The sequence below is a fragment of the Neorhizobium sp. S3-V5DH genome (genome assembly GCF_004343065.1).
GTDB classification, from domain to species: Bacteria; Pseudomonadota; Alphaproteobacteria; order Rhizobiales; family Rhizobiaceae; genus Neorhizobium; species Neorhizobium huautlense.
In genome coordinates, this window is the sequence record NZ_SMCL01000016.1 from 103624 (window position 1) to 123267 (window position 19644).

General features: G+C 61.4%; 21 protein-coding genes. 10 read left to right on the forward strand and 11 right to left on the reverse strand.

The window, feature by feature from the left end; translation table 11 throughout:
• Window positions 1-7 precede the first annotated feature (7 nt).
• The 4 genes from EDE09_RS20130 to EDE09_RS20145 form a co-directional block, all read right to left on the reverse strand.
• Complete coding sequence (locus tag EDE09_RS20130) at window positions 8-418, reverse strand: proton-translocating transhydrogenase family protein (RefSeq protein ID WP_105374195.1); 411 nt, start codon at window positions 416-418, stop codon at window positions 8-10.
• Window positions 418-1671: a Re/Si-specific NAD(P)(+) transhydrogenase subunit alpha gene (locus EDE09_RS20135; protein WP_132412616.1), complete on the reverse strand. Its 1254-nt coding sequence runs from the start codon at window positions 1669-1671 to the stop codon at window positions 418-420. Before EDE09_RS20135 ends, EDE09_RS20130 begins: the two co-directional genes overlap by 1 nt.
• 85 nt (window positions 1672-1756) lie before the next feature.
• On the reverse strand, window positions 1757-1981 hold the full coding sequence (locus tag EDE09_RS20140; protein ID WP_132412618.1) for an aa3-type cytochrome c oxidase subunit IV: 225 nt from the start codon (window positions 1979-1981) through the stop codon (window positions 1757-1759).
• 215 nt (window positions 1982-2196) lie between these two features.
• A complete protein-coding gene (locus tag EDE09_RS20145) occupies window positions 2197-4512 on the reverse strand; it encodes a GGDEF domain-containing phosphodiesterase (RefSeq protein ID WP_245505207.1) in 2316 nt (771 codons plus the stop codon).
• Between the two features lie 399 nt (window positions 4513-4911).
• Between EDE09_RS20145 and EDE09_RS20150 the strand changes: the two genes are divergently transcribed.
• Window positions 4912-5472, forward strand: coding sequence for a TRAP transporter small permease subunit (locus tag EDE09_RS20150; protein WP_105374199.1), 561 nt, complete (start codon window positions 4912-4914; stop codon window positions 5470-5472).
• 1 nt (window position 5473) lies between these two features.
• On the forward strand, window positions 5474-7396 hold the full coding sequence (locus tag EDE09_RS20155; protein WP_105374200.1) for a TRAP transporter large permease subunit: 1923 nt from the start codon (window positions 5474-5476) through the stop codon (window positions 7394-7396).
• 410 nt (window positions 7397-7806) lie between these two features.
• Here EDE09_RS20155 and EDE09_RS20160 read toward each other — a convergent pair whose 3' ends face one another.
• The gene (locus tag EDE09_RS20160; RefSeq protein ID WP_105374201.1) at window positions 7807-8913 is read right to left on the reverse strand and encodes a TRAP transporter substrate-binding protein; all 1107 of its coding nucleotides are present in this window, start codon (window positions 8911-8913) and stop codon (window positions 7807-7809) included.
• A gap of 301 nt (window positions 8914-9214) precedes the next feature.
• Here EDE09_RS20160 and EDE09_RS20165 point away from each other — a divergent pair, with 301 nt between their 5' ends.
• Window positions 9215-9988, forward strand: a complete 774-nt coding sequence (locus EDE09_RS20165) for a gamma-glutamyl-gamma-aminobutyrate hydrolase family protein (RefSeq protein ID WP_132412622.1) — start codon at window positions 9215-9217, stop codon at window positions 9986-9988.
• A gap of 39 nt (window positions 9989-10027) precedes the next feature.
• Here EDE09_RS20165 and EDE09_RS20170 read toward each other — a convergent pair whose 3' ends face one another.
• Together EDE09_RS20170 and EDE09_RS20175 are read right to left on the reverse strand one after the other, a co-directional pair.
• Window positions 10028-11053 (reverse strand): LacI family DNA-binding transcriptional regulator, encoded by a 1026-nt coding sequence (locus EDE09_RS20170; protein ID WP_105374203.1) that lies wholly within the window; start codon window positions 11051-11053, stop codon window positions 10028-10030.
• A 93-nt stretch (window positions 11054-11146) separates the two neighbouring features.
• Window positions 11147-11641: a MarR family transcriptional regulator gene (locus tag EDE09_RS20175; RefSeq protein WP_105374204.1), complete on the reverse strand. Its 495-nt coding sequence runs from the start codon at window positions 11639-11641 to the stop codon at window positions 11147-11149.
• A gap of 83 nt (window positions 11642-11724) precedes the next feature.
• Between EDE09_RS20175 and EDE09_RS20180 the strand changes: the two genes are divergently transcribed.
• From EDE09_RS20180 to EDE09_RS20200, 5 genes are all read left to right on the forward strand, one after another.
• Window positions 11725-12516 (forward strand): creatininase family protein, encoded by a 792-nt coding sequence (locus EDE09_RS20180; protein WP_132412624.1) that lies wholly within the window; start codon window positions 11725-11727, stop codon window positions 12514-12516.
• Window positions 12517-12565: 49 nt separating this feature from the next.
• Window positions 12566-12817 carry a type II toxin-antitoxin system VapB family antitoxin gene (locus EDE09_RS20185; protein ID WP_105374206.1) on the forward strand — a complete coding sequence of 84 codons (252 nt, stop codon included), beginning with the start codon at window positions 12566-12568 and terminating at the stop codon, window positions 12815-12817.
• On the forward strand, window positions 12817-13221 hold the full coding sequence (locus EDE09_RS20190) for a type II toxin-antitoxin system VapC family toxin (RefSeq protein ID WP_105374207.1): 405 nt from the start codon (window positions 12817-12819) through the stop codon (window positions 13219-13221). Before EDE09_RS20185 ends, EDE09_RS20190 begins: the two co-directional genes overlap by 1 nt.
• Before the next feature lie 111 nt (window positions 13222-13332).
• Complete coding sequence (locus tag EDE09_RS20195) at window positions 13333-14454, forward strand: GTP-binding protein (RefSeq protein ID WP_132412626.1); 1122 nt, start codon at window positions 13333-13335, stop codon at window positions 14452-14454.
• Complete coding sequence (locus EDE09_RS20200; protein WP_105374209.1) at window positions 14454-15440, forward strand: WD40 repeat domain-containing protein; 987 nt, start codon at window positions 14454-14456, stop codon at window positions 15438-15440. Before EDE09_RS20195 ends, EDE09_RS20200 begins: the two co-directional genes overlap by 1 nt.
• A 389-nt stretch (window positions 15441-15829) precedes the next feature.
• Here EDE09_RS20200 and EDE09_RS20205 read toward each other — a convergent pair whose 3' ends face one another.
• Window positions 15830-16861: a serine hydrolase gene (locus tag EDE09_RS20205; protein WP_105374210.1), complete on the reverse strand. Its 1032-nt coding sequence runs from the start codon at window positions 16859-16861 to the stop codon at window positions 15830-15832.
• Between the two features lie 117 nt (window positions 16862-16978).
• A complete protein-coding gene (locus EDE09_RS20210) occupies window positions 16979-17782 on the reverse strand; it encodes a potassium channel family protein (RefSeq protein ID WP_105374211.1) in 804 nt (267 codons plus the stop codon).
• Between the two features lie 178 nt (window positions 17783-17960).
• Between EDE09_RS20210 and EDE09_RS20215 the strand changes: the two genes are divergently transcribed.
• Both EDE09_RS20215 and EDE09_RS20220 read left to right on the forward strand, forming a co-directional pair.
• Entirely contained in the window at window positions 17961-18227 is a 267-nt protein-coding gene (locus tag EDE09_RS20215) for a hypothetical protein (protein WP_105374244.1), read from the forward strand.
• Entirely contained in the window at window positions 18227-18466 is a 240-nt protein-coding gene (locus EDE09_RS20220) for a hypothetical protein (protein WP_105374212.1), read from the forward strand. The genes EDE09_RS20215 and EDE09_RS20220 overlap by 1 nt, the downstream gene beginning before the upstream one ends.
• Before the next feature lie 71 nt (window positions 18467-18537).
• Here EDE09_RS20220 and EDE09_RS20225 read toward each other — a convergent pair whose 3' ends face one another.
• Window positions 18538-19071, reverse strand: coding sequence for an SRPBCC family protein (locus EDE09_RS20225; RefSeq protein ID WP_132412628.1), 534 nt, complete (start codon window positions 19069-19071; stop codon window positions 18538-18540).
• Window positions 19068-19436 carry a metalloregulator ArsR/SmtB family transcription factor gene (locus tag EDE09_RS20230; protein WP_105374214.1) on the reverse strand — a complete coding sequence of 123 codons (369 nt, stop codon included), beginning with the start codon at window positions 19434-19436 and terminating at the stop codon, window positions 19068-19070. Before EDE09_RS20230 ends, EDE09_RS20225 begins: the two co-directional genes overlap by 4 nt.
• Between the last annotated feature and the right edge of the window lie 208 nt (window positions 19437-19644).

The window sequence follows — 19644 nt, forward strand, 5'->3', positions numbered from 1 at the left end:
GAACCCCTCAGCGATCTTTTTTCTTGTACATGGCGAGCATTCGGCTGGTCACCAGGAAGCCGCCGAAGATGTTCACCGAGACGAGCACCAGCGCGATGAAGCCGAAGCCGGTGGCAAAACCGCTGGCTGCGACGCCGACCGCCAGAAGCGCGCCGACGACAATGACCGAAGAAATGGCGTTGGTGACGGCCATCAGCGGGGTGTGCAGCGCCGGCGTCACCGACCACACAACGTAATAGCCGACAAAGATCGACAGCACGAAGATCGCAAACCGGAAGACGAAGGGATCGATCGCCCCGCCCGATACACCATGGGCTGCCTGCGCCACGGCATCCGGCGCCGTTTCCGCTGCCGCCTTGACCGCGGCGACGGCCTGGTCGAGCCCTTCGAGCGCCTTGTTCATCATTTCGTTGGCCATCAAAGCTCCTCCCCCTTCGCGGCACTTTCCGCCACGGCCTTTTTGCGCGGCCGGGCAGCTTTTGCCGGCACCGGCTCAGCGATGGCGGCAGGCGCGGCCGGCGCCTCCCTGACGAGAGCTGCGACAGCCGCTGCGAAATTCGGATGCACCACATGGCCGGCATGGGTCAGCATGGTCGCCTTGACCAGCTCGTCCTCCGGATTGACCGCGAACTCCTTGGAGGTCTTGTCGACCATGGTCTCGATGAAGGCGAAGAGGTTTTTGGCATAAAGCGCCGAGGCGGAGGCGGCGATGCGCCCGGCCACATTGGCATAACCGATCACGGTAACGCCTTCGACACTTGCCACCTTGCCCTTTTGCGAGCCTTCGATATTGCCGCCGCGCTCGACGGCGAGGTCGACGGCAACCGAACCAGGCTTCATTGAGGATAGCATGGCACGCGTCACGAGCTGCGGCGCCGGACGGCCGGGGATCAACGCCGTGGTAATGACGATATCCTGCTTGGCGATGTGTTCGGCAACGAGTGCCGCCTGCTTCGCCTGATAGGCTTCCGACATCGGTTTGGCATAACCGGCCGCCGTTTCGGCCGCCTTGAATTCCTCATCCTCGACGGCGATGAATTTGGCACCGAGCGAGGCGACCTGTTCCTTTGCAGCCGGGCGAACGTCGGTCGCCGACACCACAGCACCGAGACGGCGGGCTGTGGCGATCGCCTGCAGGCCGGCAACACCGGCCCCCATGACGAAGACCTTTGCGGCGGGCACTGTGCCGGCCGCCGTCATCATCATCGGCATCGCGCGGCCATATTCGTGGGACGCGTCGATGACGGCGCGATAGCCGGCAAGGTTTGCCTGGGAGGACAGCACGTCCATCGATTGTGCGCGGGTGATGCGCGGCATCAGCTCCATGGCAAAGGTCGTCAGGCCGGCCTTGGCCATCGCGGCAAGCGCCGCTTCGTTGCCGTAAGGATCCATGACCGCAAAGACGACCGCGCCGGATTTGTAGGAGGCAGCTTCAGCAGCGGTCGGTCGGTTGACCCGAAGCACGATGTCGGCAGAACCGGCATCCGAAGCCGCACCGATGCGTGCACCTGCCGCCTCGAAATCACCGTCCGGGATACCGGAGGCAATCCCCGCTCCGCTCTCGACCACGATGGTGAAACCAAGACCAGCTAGGCGTTTCACCGTCTCCGGTGACGCCGACACGCGCGGTTCGTCCGAGCCTTCGCGACTTACATGAATGATCTTTGCCAAAGACTGTCTCCTCCCAGTCGGTATCGCAACAGAACGGAATGCTCCGTCCTTCCTCAGGCCACGGGCAAAAGCCGGCTTGTGAAGATCAGCGCAGCAGGAATGCGCCGGCGATGTTGAGAACGACGAACAGGATGAGGCTGCCGAGGAAGCCGACGCCGCCGAAGAAGCCGGCGGCCATGGCAATCAACAGCACGACGAGGACCATCGAGCCCCATTTGGCGCCGGCGAGGAACATGCTGTAGGTCTTTTCATGTTCCGCATAGTCCATGGAAGCGCCCGTTTCCACCGGTCCGCTATGGTGATTGTCCATCAGTCGCGTCTCCTTGAAGCAAGCCGCACACGGCCTTGCAGATGAAAGCATCCGCGTGCGGAAAAATCCTCGTCCCTGCCCGGAATCATGCCTTTTGAAAAGCATGCCGGACGTTGCTTCAGGCCTTACACAAAGGCGTGGGAAAGCGCAATGGCACCTAAGTGCTCCCGGGTACGCCAGCTTTGCGGAGGCGGTAAAATGCCGCAAGAGGCGGATCAGCGCTCGGCGGTCGTCAGCCGGCGGACCGGCGTCTGTCTGACGCCGCGCCGAGCGGTTGAAGGCTTTACGGGCTTGGGCGCAGCAGCAAGGACGGAAATCTGGGCAGAATCGACCGGCATGGAGAAAACGAACCCTTGGACCAGATCGGCAAAGCGGTGACGGTTGATCAGCGCGAGCTGCTCCGTCGTCTCGACGCCCTCGACCACGATCTTCAAGCCGAGCTCCCGCGACAGATTGACGATGCCGCGCAGTAGCTTCAATTTGCGTTCGTCCTCGCCGATGTTGCGGATGAAGGCCCGATCGATCTTCACGACATCCACCGGCAGCGTATCCAGATAGCTGAGGCTCGAAAACCCGGTGCCGAAATCATCGATCGCAATGGTCACGCCGGTGGCCCGGAACCGGTTGAGAATGGCGCTGACGGCCACCGGCTCGTCCATGAAGCAGCTTTCCGTCACCTCCAGGCGCAGCCGTGACGGCGAGAGCGCATACCGGTCGAGAACCTCTGCCACATACGTCACGATATCGTCGTTGCCGAGGTCCTGGATCGACAGGTTGACGGACACCGCCACCCCCTCCGGCCAGGTCGCGCAGTCGCGGCAGGCCTGCTCGATGACCTGGTAGGTGATCTGGGAGATCAGGTTCATGTCCTCGGCCATCGGAATGAACACGTTCGGCCCGACCACGCCGCGGTCCGGATGGCGCCAGCGCACCAGCGCCTCACTGCATTCGATTCCCGAACCGTCCGGAAGGTACAGCGGCTGGTAAACCACGTGCAGGGCGCGGTTCTGGATCGCCTGCCGGAGATCGCCCCGCAGCTTCTGTTCGTCGATGTATTGCGCATCCATTTCCGGGCGGAAGAAGACAAGCGTACCGTTGCCGGCGGCTTTGGCATGGTTGACCGCGAGATCCGCCTTGATCTGCCAGTTCTCCATGTCGAAATCGCGGGACGTCAGGATGACGCAGCCGCCATTCATGGTTACCGGCAGGCGGAGCCCTTCCACCTTGTAGTCGCCCTGCGCGTGCGCATGGATCTGCCGGATCCGCTGCTCCAGTTCACCGGCATCCGCGCCGAGCAACAGGAGGACGAATTCGTCGCCGATCAGCCGGCCGGTGACGATACCGTCCGTCTCGAGCGCTGCAAACCGCGCCCCGATCGCGGCGAGCAGGCGATCACCCACCACATGGCCGCGCATGTCGTTGACGTGCTTGAAACCGTCCACGTCGAAGACCGCCAGCGCCGCAAGTACTTCCCCGCGATCGCGCACTTTTTCCACTGCAAGATCAGCGAAGTGGGCGCGGTTCGGAAGGCCGGTCAGCGCGTCGAACTGCAGCATGTGCCGCATCTTCTCCTCGGCTTCGATCCGCGCGCTGACATCCTCGAAGATCAGCACCACCCCGCCATCGGAACGCCGACTGACGGAGAAGTCCAGATGGCGGTCGTCCTTGAATGTCAGAAGCGCGCGTTCGAGCGAGCCATCCGCAAGCCGATAGAGCTGCCGCAGGATGCCAGCCGGTACGTTTCCCGCATCTTCGCAGAGCACGGCGGCAAAGTCCCGGTCCTTCAGTTCGCGCTGCAGGTGGAGACCGAGCAGGTCGCGGGCGCGGCGGTTGACCACCTGGATCCGCCCTTCCCGGTCGAGCATGACGAGCCCGTGGGAGATGGTGTTGAGCGCGATGTCGAAACGTCCGGCGACGACAGCCATGGTCCGGGAGGAAATGACGTTCTGATAGAGAAAATCCCGGATGCCGTTCGCCATGAACCGCGTCGTCAGCGCGAAGGGGACCAGCAGGATGGCCAGCGCCGAAAGATGGAGATCGCCGGTGAACAGGCAGGCGATCAGGATCGGCCCGCAGCAGCCGATCATCTGGAGATCGACCGCGGCCCGCGAGCCGTAGTTGCGGCCGATTACCGACATCATCGAACCCAGCGCGATCGCAACCGAGGCGATGCTGACGAACGGGTCCTGCAAGACCAGCAGGGCATAACCGCTGGCGAGGCCGAGAAGCAGAGCGGTCAAAAAAGCGCCGATGACGTATTGACGTTCCCAGCTGACGATCTCATCATGCTTGAGCGTTTGCTTATCCACCTGATCGAACCGGTAAAACCAGTACATGCGGTAGGTAAAAACCGCAACGAAACAGCCGGCAAACAGGAGAAAGAGCTCGGAGCCGTTGAAATAAAAGACGAACAGGCACCAGAGGACATGGACGATCACGCCCGTCCAGAGTGTTCCACGGTTTCCAAACAGCGAAGCGACGAACGACAGGAAAACATCCGTCGACAACCTCTCCGCTTCGATCTCTCTCATCGGGCTCATCCCTTTGCGTCCGAGGGACCGTGCGGAAAACCCTTTAATATTTCATTGTTCCCGCCGCTCGCATCACATTCTACACCGCTTTCCGGCAGGTGTGCTCTACAAATTCTGACGCGGAAATATAAAAGTCGCAGCATTGGGAACGCTCGGCACCTCTTGTCCGGCCATGGGCTTGCGTCGCGCGTCTTCGCGCCTTGTTGCGACAAACATGAGAAACAAGTGAGATAGCCGTGGTTTTCAGGCTTCTGTGGCTCCTGGACAATTGATTTTTGCGTTGCCACTGAATACAGCTCGCGCCCTGCGGGCGCCGACGATTGGCTTTTCCGCGATATCTTGATCTATAGATCTCAGGACCGGACAACGATCCAAAATTGGTCCGAGAGGAGGGGAAAAATGGCTGCACTGCTTGCACTCAGCCGACTGATCGACGCCGTCACGACGGCCGTCGGCAAATCGGTTTCATGGCTACTTCTGGCCGCTGTTCTCATCAGCGCAGGTAACGCCGTGCTCCGCAAGGCGATGGACATCTCGTCCAATGCCTGGCTAGAGGTTCAGTGGTATCTTTTTGGCACGGTTTTCATGCTGGCTGCGGCTTATGCTCTGCTCAAAAACGAGCACGTCCGCATCGACATCTTTTCCGCGACCTGGTCGAAGAAAACGCGCGACATCATCGATCTCGTGCTTCACACCATCTTTCTCGTGCCGTTTGCCGGGTTGATGACCTGGCTCGCCTGGCCCTGGTTCTGGCTCTCGTATCGCTCGGGTGAAATATCCTCGAACGCCGGCGGGCTCACTATTTGGCCGGCCAAGCTTGTCGTTCTCCTGGGATTTGCCCTGCTTCTGCTTCAGGCCTTCTCGGAAATCATCAAGCGGTTCGCCGTTGTGACCGGCCGGATCGAAGATCCGCGCGAAGATACCGCCGGCGAAATGCCGCCAGCCGCCTCCGAGGTCTGAAATGATTGATTTTATTGCGCATAATCTGCCGCTGGTGATGTTCTCCAGCGTAATGCTGATGCTGCTGCTGGGTTATCCGGTCGCCTTCACGCTTGCCGCCGGCGGCCTCATCTACTTTGTCGTAGGCGTCGAACTCTCGCATATTTCCCCGGAAATCCGGCTTTTCTGGCCGCTCCTACAGAGCCACCCGGAACGCATCTACGGGATCATGTACAACGATACCCTGCTGGCGATCCCCTTCTTCACCTTCATGGGCATCATTCTCGAGCGGTCCCGCATGGCGGAAGACTTGCTGGACACCGTCGGCCAGCTTTTCGGCCCGATCCGGGGCGGCCTCGCCTATGCGGTCATCCTGGTGGGCGCGCTGCTGGGCGCCACCACAGGCGTCGTGGCCGCCTCCGTCATGGCGATGGGATTGATTTCCCTGCCTATCATGCTGCGTTACGGCTACAATCGTCCGTTTGTGTCCGGCACGATTGCGGCATCGGGAACGCTAGCCCAGATCGTGCCGCCGTCCCTGGTGCTGATCGTCATGGCCGACCAGCTCGGCCGTTCGGTCGGCGACATGTATGTCGGCGCTCTCTATCCGGCGATGCTGATCGTCGCGAGCTACTGCGTCTACGTCTTCGTCGTCTCCATGGTGAAGCCGGAATGGGCGCCCGCCCTTCCGCTCGAGGCCCGCACTCTGGGCAACGGCGTGACCTCTCTCCTAGTCATGATCGCGATATCGGTAGGCCTCTATTACCTCGGGCTCCACGTCCTGTTCACGGGCGTTCAAAGTCCGGAATGGCGTCTGGTAGCCGCGCTGGCATTCGCGGTTATCGTCGCTTACGTCGTGGCCCTGACAAACAGCCGGGTGGAAAAGAAGATCATCTCCCGGCTGGCCGAGCAGGTGATCATTGTTCTCATCCCTCCGCTTGCACTGATATTCCTGGTGCTCGGAACCATCTTTCTCGGCATCGCAACACCCACCGAAGGCGGCGCGATGGGGGCGACGGGCGCTCTGCTCCTCGCTCTTGCGAAGGGACGGCTGACCTTTTCGTCGATCAAGAGCGCGCTTGATGCCACCACGAAGCTTTCCGCCTTCGTCATGATGATCCTGATCGGGGCCCGCGTTTTCGGCCTGACCTTCTACGGCATCAACGGCAACGTCTGGATCGAGGAACTGCTGCTGGCTCTGCCGGGCGGCGAATACGGCTTCCTCATCGTGGTGACGATCATCGTCTTCATCCTCGGCTGCTTCCTCGATTTCTTCGAAATCGCTTTCATCATGGTTCCGCTGCTTGCCCCGGTCGCGGACAAGCTCGGGATCGACCTCGTCTGGTTCGGCATCATTCTCGGCATCAACCTTCAGACCTCCTTCCTGACGCCGCCGTTCGGCTTCTCGCTCTTCTTCCTGCGCTCCATCGCGCCGGCAGGGGCTTGGGTCGACAAGGTAACGGGCAGGTCCATGGCCGGTGTCAGGACGACCGAAATCTATAAGGGCGTCTTCCCCTATATCGTCATCCAGTTCCTGATGATCCTGGTCGTCATCGCCTTTCCGGGCCTTGTAATGGTCTATAAGACCGACCACCAGGGGGTGAATCCGGACGACATCAAGATCGAGATCCCCGGCTTTGGCGGCAACCAGGGCGGTACCAGTCCCCCGCCACTCGGTCTGCCGCCCCTCGGCAATCCCGGCAGCAGTGGAAGCTCGCCCCCATCCATGGGCCTCCCTCCGCTGGACTTCGGAGGCTCGTCTCAGACGGCGCCTTCGGGCAGCGCGCCGGCGGCCCCTTCGCTGGGTCTCCCGCCGCTTGATCTTGGTGGGCAGCAGCCCCAGGCCCCCGCTGGCGGACAGCCCGCGCAACCGGCGCCGCCGGCTGCCAATCCGCCCCCGGCCGGAGCGCCCGACCTCAGTCAGCCGCCCAAGATCAATCCGTAAGGGTGGCTTCTCTTGTCACTGGGCTGACGGGAGGTTATATTTCGGAGTGGAGGGCAGAGTTGGCGCTCTGCCCTCCCTTTGTTGCTAGGCTAAGAACTGAAATCGGACGGAGATTGACCAGCTCGTCCGATTTTTCCTAACCAACAATGTAATGATCAGTGGTTTTCGCCACATCGCACTACCTCCGGTTCGAGGGCAAGGCTTTTGCCTAAGTCGGTGAAGCCCGTCTTCACCGATGCCCCGGCTGGCCACGGAACGTGCTGCTTTAGCCCCCAAACATCGCGATCATAGGGGAACAGGTGTAGTTGTCGAGGGGACACAACCTGCCGCGTCCGACGGAATCCTTGCAAAGAAAAACCCCGGACCTTGTGGATCCGGGGTCTGTTGAAGCCACGCCTCAATGCGGGTGATCAGAGCTTGCCGTTACGCTGCTGGATCATCATGAACGTGTCGAAGGTATACTCCGACAGCTGCATCCAGAGATAACCTTCCTTCTTGAAGGCCACCTGGTCGTCGTAGATCTTCTTGAAGTCGGCGTTCTTGGACGAGACGTCCTTGTAGACTTCCTGAGAAGCGTTGTAGCAGGCCTCGAGGATTTCCTGGCTGAACGGACGCAGGGTCGTGCCCTGCGAAACGATCTGCTTGATCGCTGTCGGGTTCTTGGCGTCGTATTTCGCCATCATGCTGGTATTGGCAAACGCGCAGGCATCGGTCAGCGCCGCCTGATAGGCCTTCGGCAGCGAGTTCCACTTGTCGAGGTTCATGAAGGCGTGAATGACCGGACCGCCTTCCCAGAAGGCCGGATAATAATAGAATTTTGCGACTTTGTAGAAGCCGAGCTTGTGGTCGTCATAAGGACCGACCCATTCGGCCGCGTCGATCGTGCCCTTTTCGAGCGCCGGATAGATGTCGCCGCCGGCGATCTGCTGAGGCACGACGCCGAGCTTCTCGACAACCCGGCCTGCCAGGCCGGCGATGCGCATCTTGACGCCCTTGAAGTCGTCGACGGTGTTGATTTCCTTGCGGAACCAGCCGCCCATCTGGGCGCCGGTATTGCCGGCGATCATGCCGTAGAGGCCATGCTTGGCATAGAACTCGTTGAGCAGCTTGTTGCCGTTGCCTTCATAGAACCAGGAGTTCGTCAGGCGGGCATTGAGGCCGAACGGAATTGCGGTGCCGATCGCGAAGGTCGGATCCTTGCCCACGTAATAATAGGAGCAGGTGTGGCACATCTCGACCGTTCCGGCGCTGACGGCATCGGCGGCCTGCAGGCCGGGCACGATTTCGCCTGCGGCAAAAGGCTGAATGGTGAAATTACCGTCTGTTGCGGCGGCGACATGCTTGGCGATGTCTTCCGCGCCGCCATAGATGGTGTCGAGCGACTTCGGAAACGAAGACGTCAGACGCCAGGTGATCTTCGGGTTCGTTTGCGCGATGGCCGGAGCGGCAAGCACCGTTGCGGCGGCGGCGCCGGCACCCGTCACAGCTGCTTTTTTGAAGAATGAACGACGATCCATTAAATACCTCCCATAGAGACAAACCGCAGGGTTTCCGTTCCCACTCCCCCGGTCCTGGATCGAAGTAAACATGTTGGCCAGTGGGTTGCAAGCGCCGCCGCGGATATTCCTTAACGCCGATAGTCTTTCGTTCTTAGACTTTCGTCGTGTTCTGCTCAAACGAGATTCATAAAAGATTTCAATGGCGCAATGCTTATTCTTTGTGCAAGGCAAATGCGTGTGGCGGAGCCGGAACTTGACTTGCGGCACCTTCCGGCGTCACATCGACGAAAAGCAGTTCGCATGCCCTCCGGAGATACCGATGCCGAAACCGATCGTCGCATTGCCTGCCGATATCCGTGAACTGGATGGAGCGGTCTGGCATGCAACGCCCAACCAATATGTCCAGGCAGCGCTCAAGGTCGCGGAGGTGATGAGCTTCATCATTCCGGCCTTCGAGGAAGGCAACGATACAGACGCGATCCTCGACCGGGTCGACGGCGTACTGGTCTCAGGCTCCGCCACAAACGTCCATCCCTCGCTCTACGGAAAAGAAGCCGCCGAAAGCGACGGGCCATTCGATCCGGCCCGTGACGCCACGTCGCTTCCGCTAATCCGGCGGGCGATCGACCGGGGCATTCCATTGCTGGCCATCTGCCGCGGCATCCAGGAACTGAACGTTGCGCTTGGCGGCACGCTTGCCAGCGAAATCCACGAAACCCCCGGCATCTGGGACCATCGCAAGCCGCCGGTGACCGAACGGGACGGCATGTATGCGATCCGCCAGCCGGTTTTCGTCCAGGACGGCTCCTGCATCGCCCGCTATCTCGGTCTGTCGGGTGCCGTGCAGGTGAACTCGCTGCACCGGCAGGCGATTGCCGAAACCGCTCCGCGGCTGAAGGTGGAGGCGACCGCCGAAGACGGCACGATCGAGGCCGTTTCGGTGATCGACGCCAAGAACTTTGCCGTCGGCGTACAGTGGCATCCGGAATATTGGGCTGAAACCGACGCACCGTCGCGCGCCCTCTTCCATGCCTTCGGCGAGGCGGTGCGCGCCTATGCGGCCCGCAAAACCCTGGCCGACGTGGCCGCCTGAACCGTCAACAACGGCGCTTGTGACGTAAAGCGCCCCGCCTCAATGCGTCCGCGGCTTGTAGATGCCCGTCGACTGGCGAATGCGCATTTCCGGCTTGATGAGGTGAAGGCCGTCCGGCTCGTGGCTGCCAGCCAGCCGGTCGAGCAGCGCCCGCGCCGCAAGCCGGCCGACATCGGCCTGGCCGTTCGAGACCGTCGTCAGAGCCGGCGTCGCGATCGAGGCCTCCTCCAGATCGTCGTAGCCGGTGACGGAAATATCCTGGCCGGGCACAAAGCCTGCGCGGGCGATGCCGTTCATCAGGCCGATTGCGACGAGATCGTTCCAGCACACCGCAGCCGTCGGCTTCTGCGGCAGCGACAGGAAATTGACAGCCGCCTCGAACCCGCCCTGCTTGGAGCGGGGGCCCGGAATGCGCAGGTTCGGATCGACCTCGATTTCCGCCTTTCGCAAGGCATTGACATAACCCTGATAGCGGTCGCGGCCGGTCGAGGTCTGATCCGTGCCGCCGATCATGGCGATGACGCGGTGGCCGAGCCCGATCAGGTGATTGGTGGCAAGCGAGATGCCGTAGCTGTCGTCGCCGCGATAGGTCGGAAGGTCCACGCCCTCCATCGAGCGGGCAACGAGGATGGCCGGCATGCCGTTCTGCTCGCAGAGCTTCACGTCCTCCACCGGCGTGCCGATCGCCGGAGACATGATCACTCCGTCGCCGCCGAGCTGCAGCAGGGTTTCGATGAAAGTCCGCTGCTTTTCGACCGAATCATAATGGTTCGAGAGGATGAAGGTATGGCGGCTGCGGTCCAGTTCGCTTTCGATCGCCTTCAGGATTTCCCCGTAGAACGGGTTCATGATGTCGTGCACGACGACGCCGATGATGCCCGAACGCGAGGTGCGGAGGCTGGCGGCGCGGCGGTTGTAGATATAGCCCAGCGCCCGGGCCTGTTCCTTGATCTTCTCGCGGGTATCGGCCGCAACGAGCGGACTGTCGCGAAGCGCAAGAGAAATGGTGGCAGTGGAAAGACCGAGACTCTCGGCAATCGTCGACAACTTGACTTTCTGCGCCATGTCCCCCCGCCCGCGCCGGCCGGCATCGCCTCCCGATGCTCGAATTAAAGTTTAAATAAACAATTTAATCCGCAGCGACAAGAGGAGGAGTGCTTACTCGTCGGAAAGCGCCGGCTGGAGATTGTGTTCGACGGCGCGCAACAGCTTGAGAAGCGTGCGGACCTCCTTGTCGGACAGGCCGCCCGCCGCGAGCGACCCGCAATCGGCGACCGAGTGGCCGATCTGATCGACCGTCTGCCGGCCGGTTTCTGTCAGGTGGACCTTGGTGAGGCGGCCGTCGGTCTCGTCCGGACGGCGTTCCACAAACCCCTGCGCCTCCATGCGGCCGATCGTGCGGGTGATGGTCGGCGCCTTGACGCCGAGCCTGACTGCGAGCTGGCCGGGCGTCAGCCCGTCTTCTTCCGCCAATGCCATGACGACGCCGTCCTGTCCGGCATAAAGGCCGGTTTCCAGGAGGTTGCGCCCCAGCACGATGCGCATGGCGCGGGCGACCTGCGTGATGGCCGGAGCAAGCTCGGCCGCACAAAGACTGCCTGCGTCCTTTTTCTTGCCCGACTTGGCCTTCTTGTCACCCTTCTTCTTGCTCATCGGATCCGCCCGCTTTGTCCTTTCGGATTTATCTTTATATCGGTATCGCGCTATCCATACCGAAACGGAGAGTTGACCGCCAGATGCCGCACCCGCTGCCGCACTATCATGACAATGATCCGACGCTTGCGTCCACAGAAAGGCGTGACTGGATTGCCGTCCTGCCGCTTGGCGCGCACGAACAGCACGGACCGCACCTGCCCTTCGAAACCGATACCCTGATCGCCGAGGGGCTGGTTGCCCGGTTGATCCCTGCCCTGCCCGCCGGCCTGCCGGTGACCTTCCTGCCTGCAGAACCGATCGGTTATTCGGTTGAGCACATGGATGTGGCCGGCACAAAGACCCTTGGTTTCGACGAAGCCGTGAACCGGTGGCTCGGCATAACCGAGGAACTGCATGAAAAGGGCATCCGCAAGCTGGTGCTCCTCAACGCCCATGGCGGCAATTCGCCATTGCTGACCATCGTCGCCACCGAAGCGCGGATACGGTTCGACATGCTGGCGGTGGCGACGAGCTGGACGCGCTTCGGCCAACCCGAGGGATGGATCTCGCCGGAGGAAACGTCGCTCGATATCCACGGCGGCGATATCGAAACCTCGATCATGCTGGCGCTTTATCCGGACCGGGTGAACATGGCGAAGGCCGAAAACTTCGGTTCCCGCCAGTCGGACTATGCGCGGAAATTCCGGCACCTGCGCGCCTACGGGCCGCATGCCTTCGGCTGGAAGATGTCCGACCTCAACCCCAAGGGCGTCGCCGGCAATGCCGCCGCCGCGACCGCCGAAAGAGGCGAGCAGCTCATCGCCCATGCGGTGAAAGGCATCATTGAGTTGCTGGAGGACGTGACGCGGTTCGATCTGGAGATATTGAAGTAGCGGAAAGCTACACAGTCTGGCACAATGGGCTACACAGAGGGATGCATCGATGACGTTGAATATCCGGAATGAAGAGGCAGATGTGCTGGCACGAGAATTGGCACGCATCGACGGCACCACGATCACCGATGCGGTTATTTCCGCTCTGAAGGAAACCATCGACAAGCGCATCCGGCAGGAAACACCCCGTGAAACGGCGCGACGAATCCTGACAAAGCGCGGTCTCTCCTTCAAACCAGACCGTCGGCCACTGTCCTCCGACGCCTATCATGATCTGGATCATGATATCGGTAGTGCCTGATGTTCGTCGATGCCTGTGCGATCGTCTCCATGATGGCTGGCGAAGACACCGCCGAAGCCTATGAAACAGCTCTTTTAAGGGATGACGCTCCCTTCACCTCACCGCTGGCGGCGTGGGAAGCCATCATCGTCCTGTCGCGGCCGGACCAGCTCGATTGCCTTTACGGCGAAGCGGAAGGCGCGGTTGTAGAGTGGCTGGACGCCCGTGGTATAGATATTCGTGAAAGCGGATCACCCCGCGAACTCCTGCACTACGCCGTTGCCGTTGCGGAGAGACACGGCATCGGCCGCCGTTATCTCAGTAATTTCGACTGTTTCCACTACGCATACGCCCGGGTAATGGAGCAGCCGCTCCTGACACTCGACCAGCTTTTGAAGGATACAGACGCCGATACGCTGCCCTGAGGACAACGTGATCTTATAACATTCAAAACCCTTTGAACTCGTCCCGGCTTGCCCTTATATGAGGCGGACCAATACCGCGCCTGCGGGCGTATATAACCCATCGAGGTTTCCATGACCGACACAGCCACCCAGAAGCCTGTTCCCGTTACCGTGCTCACCGGTTATCTCGGCGCGGGCAAGACGACGCTTTTGAACCGCATCCTATCCGAAAGCCACGGCAAGAAATATGCGGTCATCGTCAACGAATTCGGCGAGATCGGCATCGACAACGACCTGATCGTCGAGTCGGACGAAGAGATCTACGAAATGAACAACGGCTGCGTCTGCTGCACGGTGCGCGGTGATCTGATCCGCGTCGTCGAAGGACTGATGCGCCGCCCCGGCCGCTTCGACGGCATCATCGTCGAGACCACCGGCCTTGCCGATCCGGTGCCGGTCGCACAGACCTTCTTCATGGATGACGACGTGCGCGCCAAGACCGAGCTCGATGCGGTCGTCGCCCTGGTCGACGCCAAGCACCTGCCGCTGCGGCTCAAGGATTCCCGCGAGGCAGAAGATCAGATTGCGTTTGCAGACGTCGTCGTCATCAACAAGACCGACCTTGTGACACCGGAAGAGCTGGCCGTCATCGAAGACGTGGTGCGCGCCATCAACCCGACCGCCCGCGTCTACAAGACGAGCCGCTCCGGCGTCGATCTTGCCCGCGTGCTCGACCAGGGCGCCTTCAACCTGGAACGTGCGCTCGAAAACGATCCGCATTTCCTGGAGCACGGCCACGACGACCATGTCTGCGGTCCGGACTGCGATCACGATCATGGGCATGACCATCACCACCACGCGCACGACCATCATGACCATGATCATCATCACCATGACCACGACCATGATCACCACCACCATCACCACGGCGAGATGTCGCCGATCCATGACGTGACCGTGAAGTCGATCTCGCTGCGCGGCGGCGAGATGAACCCGGAACGGTTCTTCCCCTGGATCCAGAAGATCACCCAGACCGACGGCCCGAACATCCTGCGCCTGAAGGGCATCATCGCGTTCAAGGGCGACGAGGAACGCTACGTCGTGCAGGGGGTCCACATGATCGTCGAGGGCGACCACCAGCGTCCCTGGAAGGATGGCGAGAAGCGCGAATCCCGCCTCGTCTTCATCGGCCGGGATCTCGATGTCGACAAGATCGAGAAGAGCTTCAGGGCTTGCGAGGCCGTTGCTGCGTAATGCCGACAGTCGCACCGCTTGATCTCGAAGGCCATGTCGTCGCCGCGCATTTCCTCGGCGACGTTCCATTCTTCGCCACAGCCGCCGGCACAATCCACAGGCTCGACGGCGGCGAGAAAGTCGCCGAAGCCCATCAGGGCCTGCTCACCTGCATCCGCGACCCGTTCAGCACGACCTTGCTGACCGGGGGCGAGGACGGCAAGGTCTGCCGCATCGCCGGCGACGGCACAGCGACGGTCGTCGCCGAGGCGCCGCGCAAATGGATCAGCGTCGTTGCCGGCGGACCGCAGAACGCAGTTGCCTATGCACATGGCAAATCGAGCTTCGTGAAGCAGAACGATGGCACGCTGAAGGAATTCACCGAAGAGCGCAGCGTCGAGGCGCTCGCCTTCGCCACCAAGGGACTGCGCATCGCCGCCGCCCGCTATAATGGCGTCACGCTGCACTGGGTGGCAACGTCCGGCGATCCGGTCGACCTGGAATGGAAAGGCGCGCATACCGGCGTCACCTTCTCTCCCGACGGCCGTTTCCTCGTCACCACCATGCAGGAAAACGCCCTGCACGGCTGGAAGCTCGACGGCAAGCCGGGAGAGAACCGGCATATGCGGATGACCGGCTATCCCGCCAAGGTGAAATCGCTTTCGTGGTCGCCGAAAGGCAAGTGGCTCGCCTCGTCCGGCGCGCCGGCTGCGATCGTCTGGCCGTTCTCCTCGAAGGACGGGCCGATGGGCAAGGCGCCGCTCGAACTCGGCACTCGCGCAAACATCATGGTGACGCAGGTAGCTTTCCATCCTGCTGAGGAAGTGCTGGCGATCGGTTTCGTCGACGGGATGATCCTGGGGGTCAGGATCGCTGATTCGAAGGAAGCGCTGTTGCGCCGTCCCGGCAAAGGCGCCATCACCGGCATGGGCTGGAGCGCCAACGGCAAGCTTCTCGCGTTCTCGTCGGAAGCGGGCGATTGCGGCGTGATCGACATTTCAGCTTAAACAACACGGAAACCCGCGGCGGAGGAACCTCCGCCACGGCCTGATCCAAATGGGATATGGGCAGGCAGTGAATGTGGGGTGGTGTGCGTGTCAGGCTTTTCCGCCTGCCCGACCGTTCCGGCTTTTCCCGAAGAGCGGTTCCGGAGGGTCCAAATTCCGAAACATCTTCCGGGGGCTGGCGCCCTGACGGCGTTTCCCCTGCCTTTACGACCATCACCGGACGCCGGATTGCTTCCGTGACAGACCGGTTCGCGAACCCGGCTCCCTGTCCGATGACGCCGACAGAGTAGCGTCCTTGTTTGGACCGTGGATGAGGCGGGGAGGAATCACGCAGAGGGACATTGAATTCGCATGGCTATTTTTGGCATACTGCCGCAGAACGTCCCCGCTCACGCTTGCCGCACGACGCCGATGATCTCGGCGAGCATGTCATGCAAGTCGTCGCGATAGCCGCTGCGGGCAGACGGTCCGGTGTCTGCGGAGGTCATGACGACGGTCAGACCGAGCGATGGGACGACATAAACCATCTGGCCGCCATATCCCCAACCGAACTTGACCTCCTCGCCGCCGATCGTCCGGAGGAACCAGCCGTAACCGTAACCGTCGCCGGAAAAGCGGGAATTGGTGCGGGGCGTCCAGGACTGATCGATCCAGCCCTTCGAAACGATCTGCCTTCCATCCTTTGTCTTCCCTCCGTTCCGGTAGAGTTCTCCGAAAGCAAGTAGGGAACGGGCGGTCATGGCCATCTGGTTGCCGCCGAGATAGATGCCCTGCGGATCGCGCTCCCAGGAACCGATGCGAAAGCCGTCCACCGGCGCCAGCCACTCGCGTGCCAGCGCAAGCGTCGGCTTTCTGCCGACCCGCGTGAGGATCGCAGACAGCAGATGCGTCGAGGCCGTCGAATACAGCATCGATCCGCCAGGTTCTCCGTCGAACGGTTCGGAGAGCGCAAAGCGCACCCAGTTGCGGCTGGCGATCCAGCGTCCGTAGTTCGGCCCGGACATTCGACTGAGCCCCGCCTGCATGGACAGCAGATTGCCGATGGTGATGTCGTGGATGCGCGGATCGGGATTGGCCGGCAGGTCAGCCTTCAGGATCGGCGCGATCTTCTGGGCCGGCCCTTCCAGGAGCCGCTTGTCGATCGCGATGCCGACGAGGCAGGAAACGACCGATTTCGAAGCCGACTTGATGTTGGTCGAGGCATCGAGAGAATGGCCGTTGAACGCCCGCTCGGCGAGCATCGCTCCATTCCGGGAGACGAGCACGACCTTCAGCGGTTCTAGTTCCGCCGCCCCTTCGAAGACCGTGTTCAAGGTGACCGGGGGCTGAGGCACCGGCAGTTGCGACGCAGTCTGGGCAAAGCCGCGGGCAGCGGAAAGCGCGAAAGGGACGGATATCAAGGCGGCGCGACGTGTGAACATGCCGCAAACTAGAGCAGTATCCTTCGCGGGAATATGGCCGAACGGCGAGATTCACACGGAGGTGATCATGTGTGAGAGCTTGCCGCCTCCGCTGGTGCCAAATTGAGAGTTCTCAAGCTAGACGCCTTCGTCGGGGATGTTGAGAAGGTGGCCGCAGGCCTTGCAGTGTACGGCGTCGGTATCGTGCCGCTGCAGTCCGCATTGAGGACAGGGAAATTGCACCTTGTACGGCCGCACCACCGCTTGGGCGAGCCTGACGAAAAGGGAGATGCCGATGATCATGGTGATGACGGATGTCAGCTTGCCGGCGGTGCCGGGCAGCGTGATATCGCCGAAGCCCGTGGTGGTGATGGTCGCCACGGTGAAATAGAGGGCATCGACGAAACCCTCGCCGCCCTCCTCCCGGTAGAAGAAGGTGGTATAGACAAAGCCCGTGACCATAAACAGGAAGACGAGGAAATTGAGCGCGGCGCGGACCACGTCCTGAAGATGCCCCCAGCCGGCCCAGCGCAGGCCTTCGCGCAGGAGCGGGCTTTTGCCGATCGCCCACAGGCGCATTACTCTGAGGAAGGCGAAGTTGAACAGGGTCTCGGGAAACAGCAGCGTCGCGAGGATGACCGCGTCGATCCACGTCATCGGTCTTCTGAAAAATGTCCGGAAGGACGGGGCAGCAAGGGCCCGCGCCACAAGCTCGGCGGCGATCCATACCGCTATCGCATAATCGATGATCAGGTAGGAAGCCCCGGTCCTCAGATAGGGTCCGAGAAGAAAAAAGGCGAGGATGCTGAGATCGATGAATGCCAGGAGCGCCTGCCAGCGCAGAGCCCAGTAATCTCGGCCCCGCTCCAGGCGCTGCAGTCCAAGCCTCAGCGAGCTGAAATTTGGGAAGGTGGTTTCTGGCTGAGGGGTCGGTGTATCCATGAGCGGGAAATAGGCCTGCCCCTTTGCCAATCAAGCGGCTTTAAGCGCTGGTGCGACCAAGGCGGTCGGTCGTCATCATCACTGTGGAGTCCGCGCGGGAAGCGGTGTATTGACGTCCAGAAACCCGGTCGTGACGACCGAACCAACCCCGCGACGTCTCATGAGAGCCGACATCACCATGCCCAAGGCCCCCAAAACCGAACATTCCGAACTTGCCGGCGAATTTACCGAGGACGGCATCACCGTGCTTGTCGACATCTTCCGCCCCGCAGGCGGCAAAGGCGACTGGATCCTCGAGGTGATCACCGAAGAGGAAGACGTAACCTCGTGGGACGAGCCTTTCGCCACGGACCGCGAGGCTTTCGATGAATTCCTCGCAACGGTGGAGCGCGACGGTATCCGGTCCTTCTTCGACGAAACCGCGACCGATCCGTCGGTGCATTGATGAAAAAGGTCGAAGACCTGACCAACTCGGCCAAGGCGGTTCATGATCGCTACGCCGCCGGCCGGATGGAGCGGGAGATCGTTCGTCAATGGGTGCTGGGGTTGGGCGGCTATCCGGAGCCGCACGGAAAAAGGGTCCAGGAGGCATCCGCTTGGTTCAAGCCTCTTCGCGACGGCATGGATCCCGTCGAGTTGAAGATCGCCGATCTGGCCAGGCTGGAGGCAATCTACCGGGGTTGAGGCAATGCGAAATCCGTCGCATCTTTGGCTCCGCCGGCAAAAGCCGACGGAACCTCCGTCATCGAAACTGCTCAGGCCGAGATCAGGGGCTCGTATTCCTTCTTGAGGCGCTCCCAGCCATCCCAGAAGGGCTCCGTCTTGGTACCCGTCAGCCGGGCAGCGAGGACGTCCAGATGCATATGCCAGCCCGCGCCGATCATCAGCATATTCGCGCGGTCGGAGATGCGTCGGTGCGTGACGGTCAGCAGGACCTCACCGCCCATGGCCTCCAGTTCGAAGGAGACCTCGCCACGCTCTCCCCAGGTGAAGGTCATCTTGCGGGGCGGGTCGAGCTCTGTGATACGGCTCTGCATCCGGTGCTCCTCGGGAAAACCTTCGGGCCGGCTACCGGGCGGATCGGTCAGTTCGTCGTTGCGCCAAACGAGTTCGAAGGAGGAGCCCGCCTTCATCTCCATGTCGCCTGAGGCCAGCCAGCGGCGGCGCAGTTCGCTTTGCGTAAGGTAAGCCCATACCCGGTCTATCGAACTGGGGAGCAGGCGCTCGATCCTGATGGTGGCGGGCTCGGTTACCACGCCATAGGCACTGATGGCTGCAATGTCATTCATGTCTCGTCTCCTCTTTCGGTTTTCTTGGGTCTTGCTGCATCCTCCTCGCGGAGAAGTCTTTCGAGTTCGTCCAGCCTGTTGTTCCAGAACCGCTCGTAGAAGCTCAGCCATTCGTGGGCGCTGGCGAGCGGCCCGGGGGCAAGGCGGCAGATATGGGTGCGGCCGCGCACCTCACGGCGGATCAGCCCGGCATTTTCCAGCGCCTTGATGTGCTTGGAGGCAGCCGCGAGCGAGATCGCAAAGGGCTCCGCCAGCTGGCTTACCGTTCGCTCTCCACCCGCCAGGTCGCGAAGCATATGCCGGCGCGTCGCATCGCCGAGGGCATGAAAGACATTGTCGAGTTGGGGTGCGTATAATTCAACCATAAAGTTGAATATAGAGATGAGAATTCAAACAGTCAACCATATGGTTGAATATTTCTTCAATCGGGATAGGGGGGAGCCTATTGGCTCCGCCCCTCCCACACCACCCGGCATGGGGGTCCGCACCGGGCGGTTGGAGCAGTTGAGGTCGTCAGGCCCGTAGTTCTCCCGGCCTGGCGCCTGGGTTTGCTTATTCTGGTTCGGCGGATTT

What these genes read in the sequence shown, in the direction of transcription:
- EDE09_RS20155 (WP_105374200.1), top strand. Translation starts at nt 5,474, where the DNA reads ATGATTGATTTTATTGCGCATAATCTGCCGCTGGTGATGTTCTCCAGC.
- EDE09_RS20230 (WP_105374214.1), bottom strand. Translation starts at nt 19,436, where the DNA reads ATGGTTGAATTATACGCACCCCAACTCGACAATGTCTTTCATGCCCTC.
- EDE09_RS20210 (WP_105374211.1), bottom strand. Translation starts at nt 17,782, where the DNA reads ATGGATACACCGACCCCTCAGCCAGAAACCACCTTCCCAAATTTCAGC.
- EDE09_RS20165 (WP_132412622.1), top strand. Translation starts at nt 9,215, where the DNA reads ATGCCGAAACCGATCGTCGCATTGCCTGCCGATATCCGTGAACTGGAT.
- EDE09_RS20145 (WP_245505207.1), bottom strand. Translation starts at nt 4,512, where the DNA reads ATGAGAGAGATCGAAGCGGAGAGGTTGTCGACGGATGTTTTCCTGTCG.
- EDE09_RS20185 (WP_105374206.1), top strand. Translation starts at nt 12,566, where the DNA reads ATGACGTTGAATATCCGGAATGAAGAGGCAGATGTGCTGGCACGAGAA.
- EDE09_RS20200 (WP_105374209.1), top strand. Translation starts at nt 14,454, where the DNA reads ATGCCGACAGTCGCACCGCTTGATCTCGAAGGCCATGTCGTCGCCGCG.
- EDE09_RS20170 (WP_105374203.1), bottom strand. Translation starts at nt 11,053, where the DNA reads ATGGCGCAGAAAGTCAAGTTGTCGACGATTGCCGAGAGTCTCGGTCTT.
- EDE09_RS20225 (WP_132412628.1), bottom strand. Translation starts at nt 19,071, where the DNA reads ATGAATGACATTGCAGCCATCAGTGCCTATGGCGTGGTAACCGAGCCC.
- EDE09_RS20190 (WP_105374207.1), top strand. Translation starts at nt 12,817, where the DNA reads ATGTTCGTCGATGCCTGTGCGATCGTCTCCATGATGGCTGGCGAAGAC.
- EDE09_RS20130 (WP_105374195.1), bottom strand. Translation starts at nt 418, where the DNA reads ATGGCCAACGAAATGATGAACAAGGCGCTCGAAGGGCTCGACCAGGCC.
- EDE09_RS20160 (WP_105374201.1), bottom strand. Translation starts at nt 8,913, where the DNA reads ATGGATCGTCGTTCATTCTTCAAAAAAGCAGCTGTGACGGGTGCCGGC.
- EDE09_RS20215 (WP_105374244.1), top strand. Translation starts at nt 17,961, where the DNA reads ATGCCCAAGGCCCCCAAAACCGAACATTCCGAACTTGCCGGCGAATTT.
- EDE09_RS20180 (WP_132412624.1), top strand. Translation starts at nt 11,725, where the DNA reads ATGCCGCACCCGCTGCCGCACTATCATGACAATGATCCGACGCTTGCG.
- EDE09_RS20175 (WP_105374204.1), bottom strand. Translation starts at nt 11,641, where the DNA reads ATGAGCAAGAAGAAGGGTGACAAGAAGGCCAAGTCGGGCAAGAAAAAG.
- EDE09_RS20220 (WP_105374212.1), top strand. Translation starts at nt 18,227, where the DNA reads ATGAAAAAGGTCGAAGACCTGACCAACTCGGCCAAGGCGGTTCATGAT.
- EDE09_RS20140 (WP_132412618.1), bottom strand. Translation starts at nt 1,981, where the DNA reads ATGGACAATCACCATAGCGGACCGGTGGAAACGGGCGCTTCCATGGAC.
- EDE09_RS20150 (WP_105374199.1), top strand. Translation starts at nt 4,912, where the DNA reads ATGGCTGCACTGCTTGCACTCAGCCGACTGATCGACGCCGTCACGACG.
- EDE09_RS20205 (WP_105374210.1), bottom strand. Translation starts at nt 16,861, where the DNA reads ATGTTCACACGTCGCGCCGCCTTGATATCCGTCCCTTTCGCGCTTTCC.
- EDE09_RS20195 (WP_132412626.1), top strand. Translation starts at nt 13,333, where the DNA reads ATGACCGACACAGCCACCCAGAAGCCTGTTCCCGTTACCGTGCTCACC.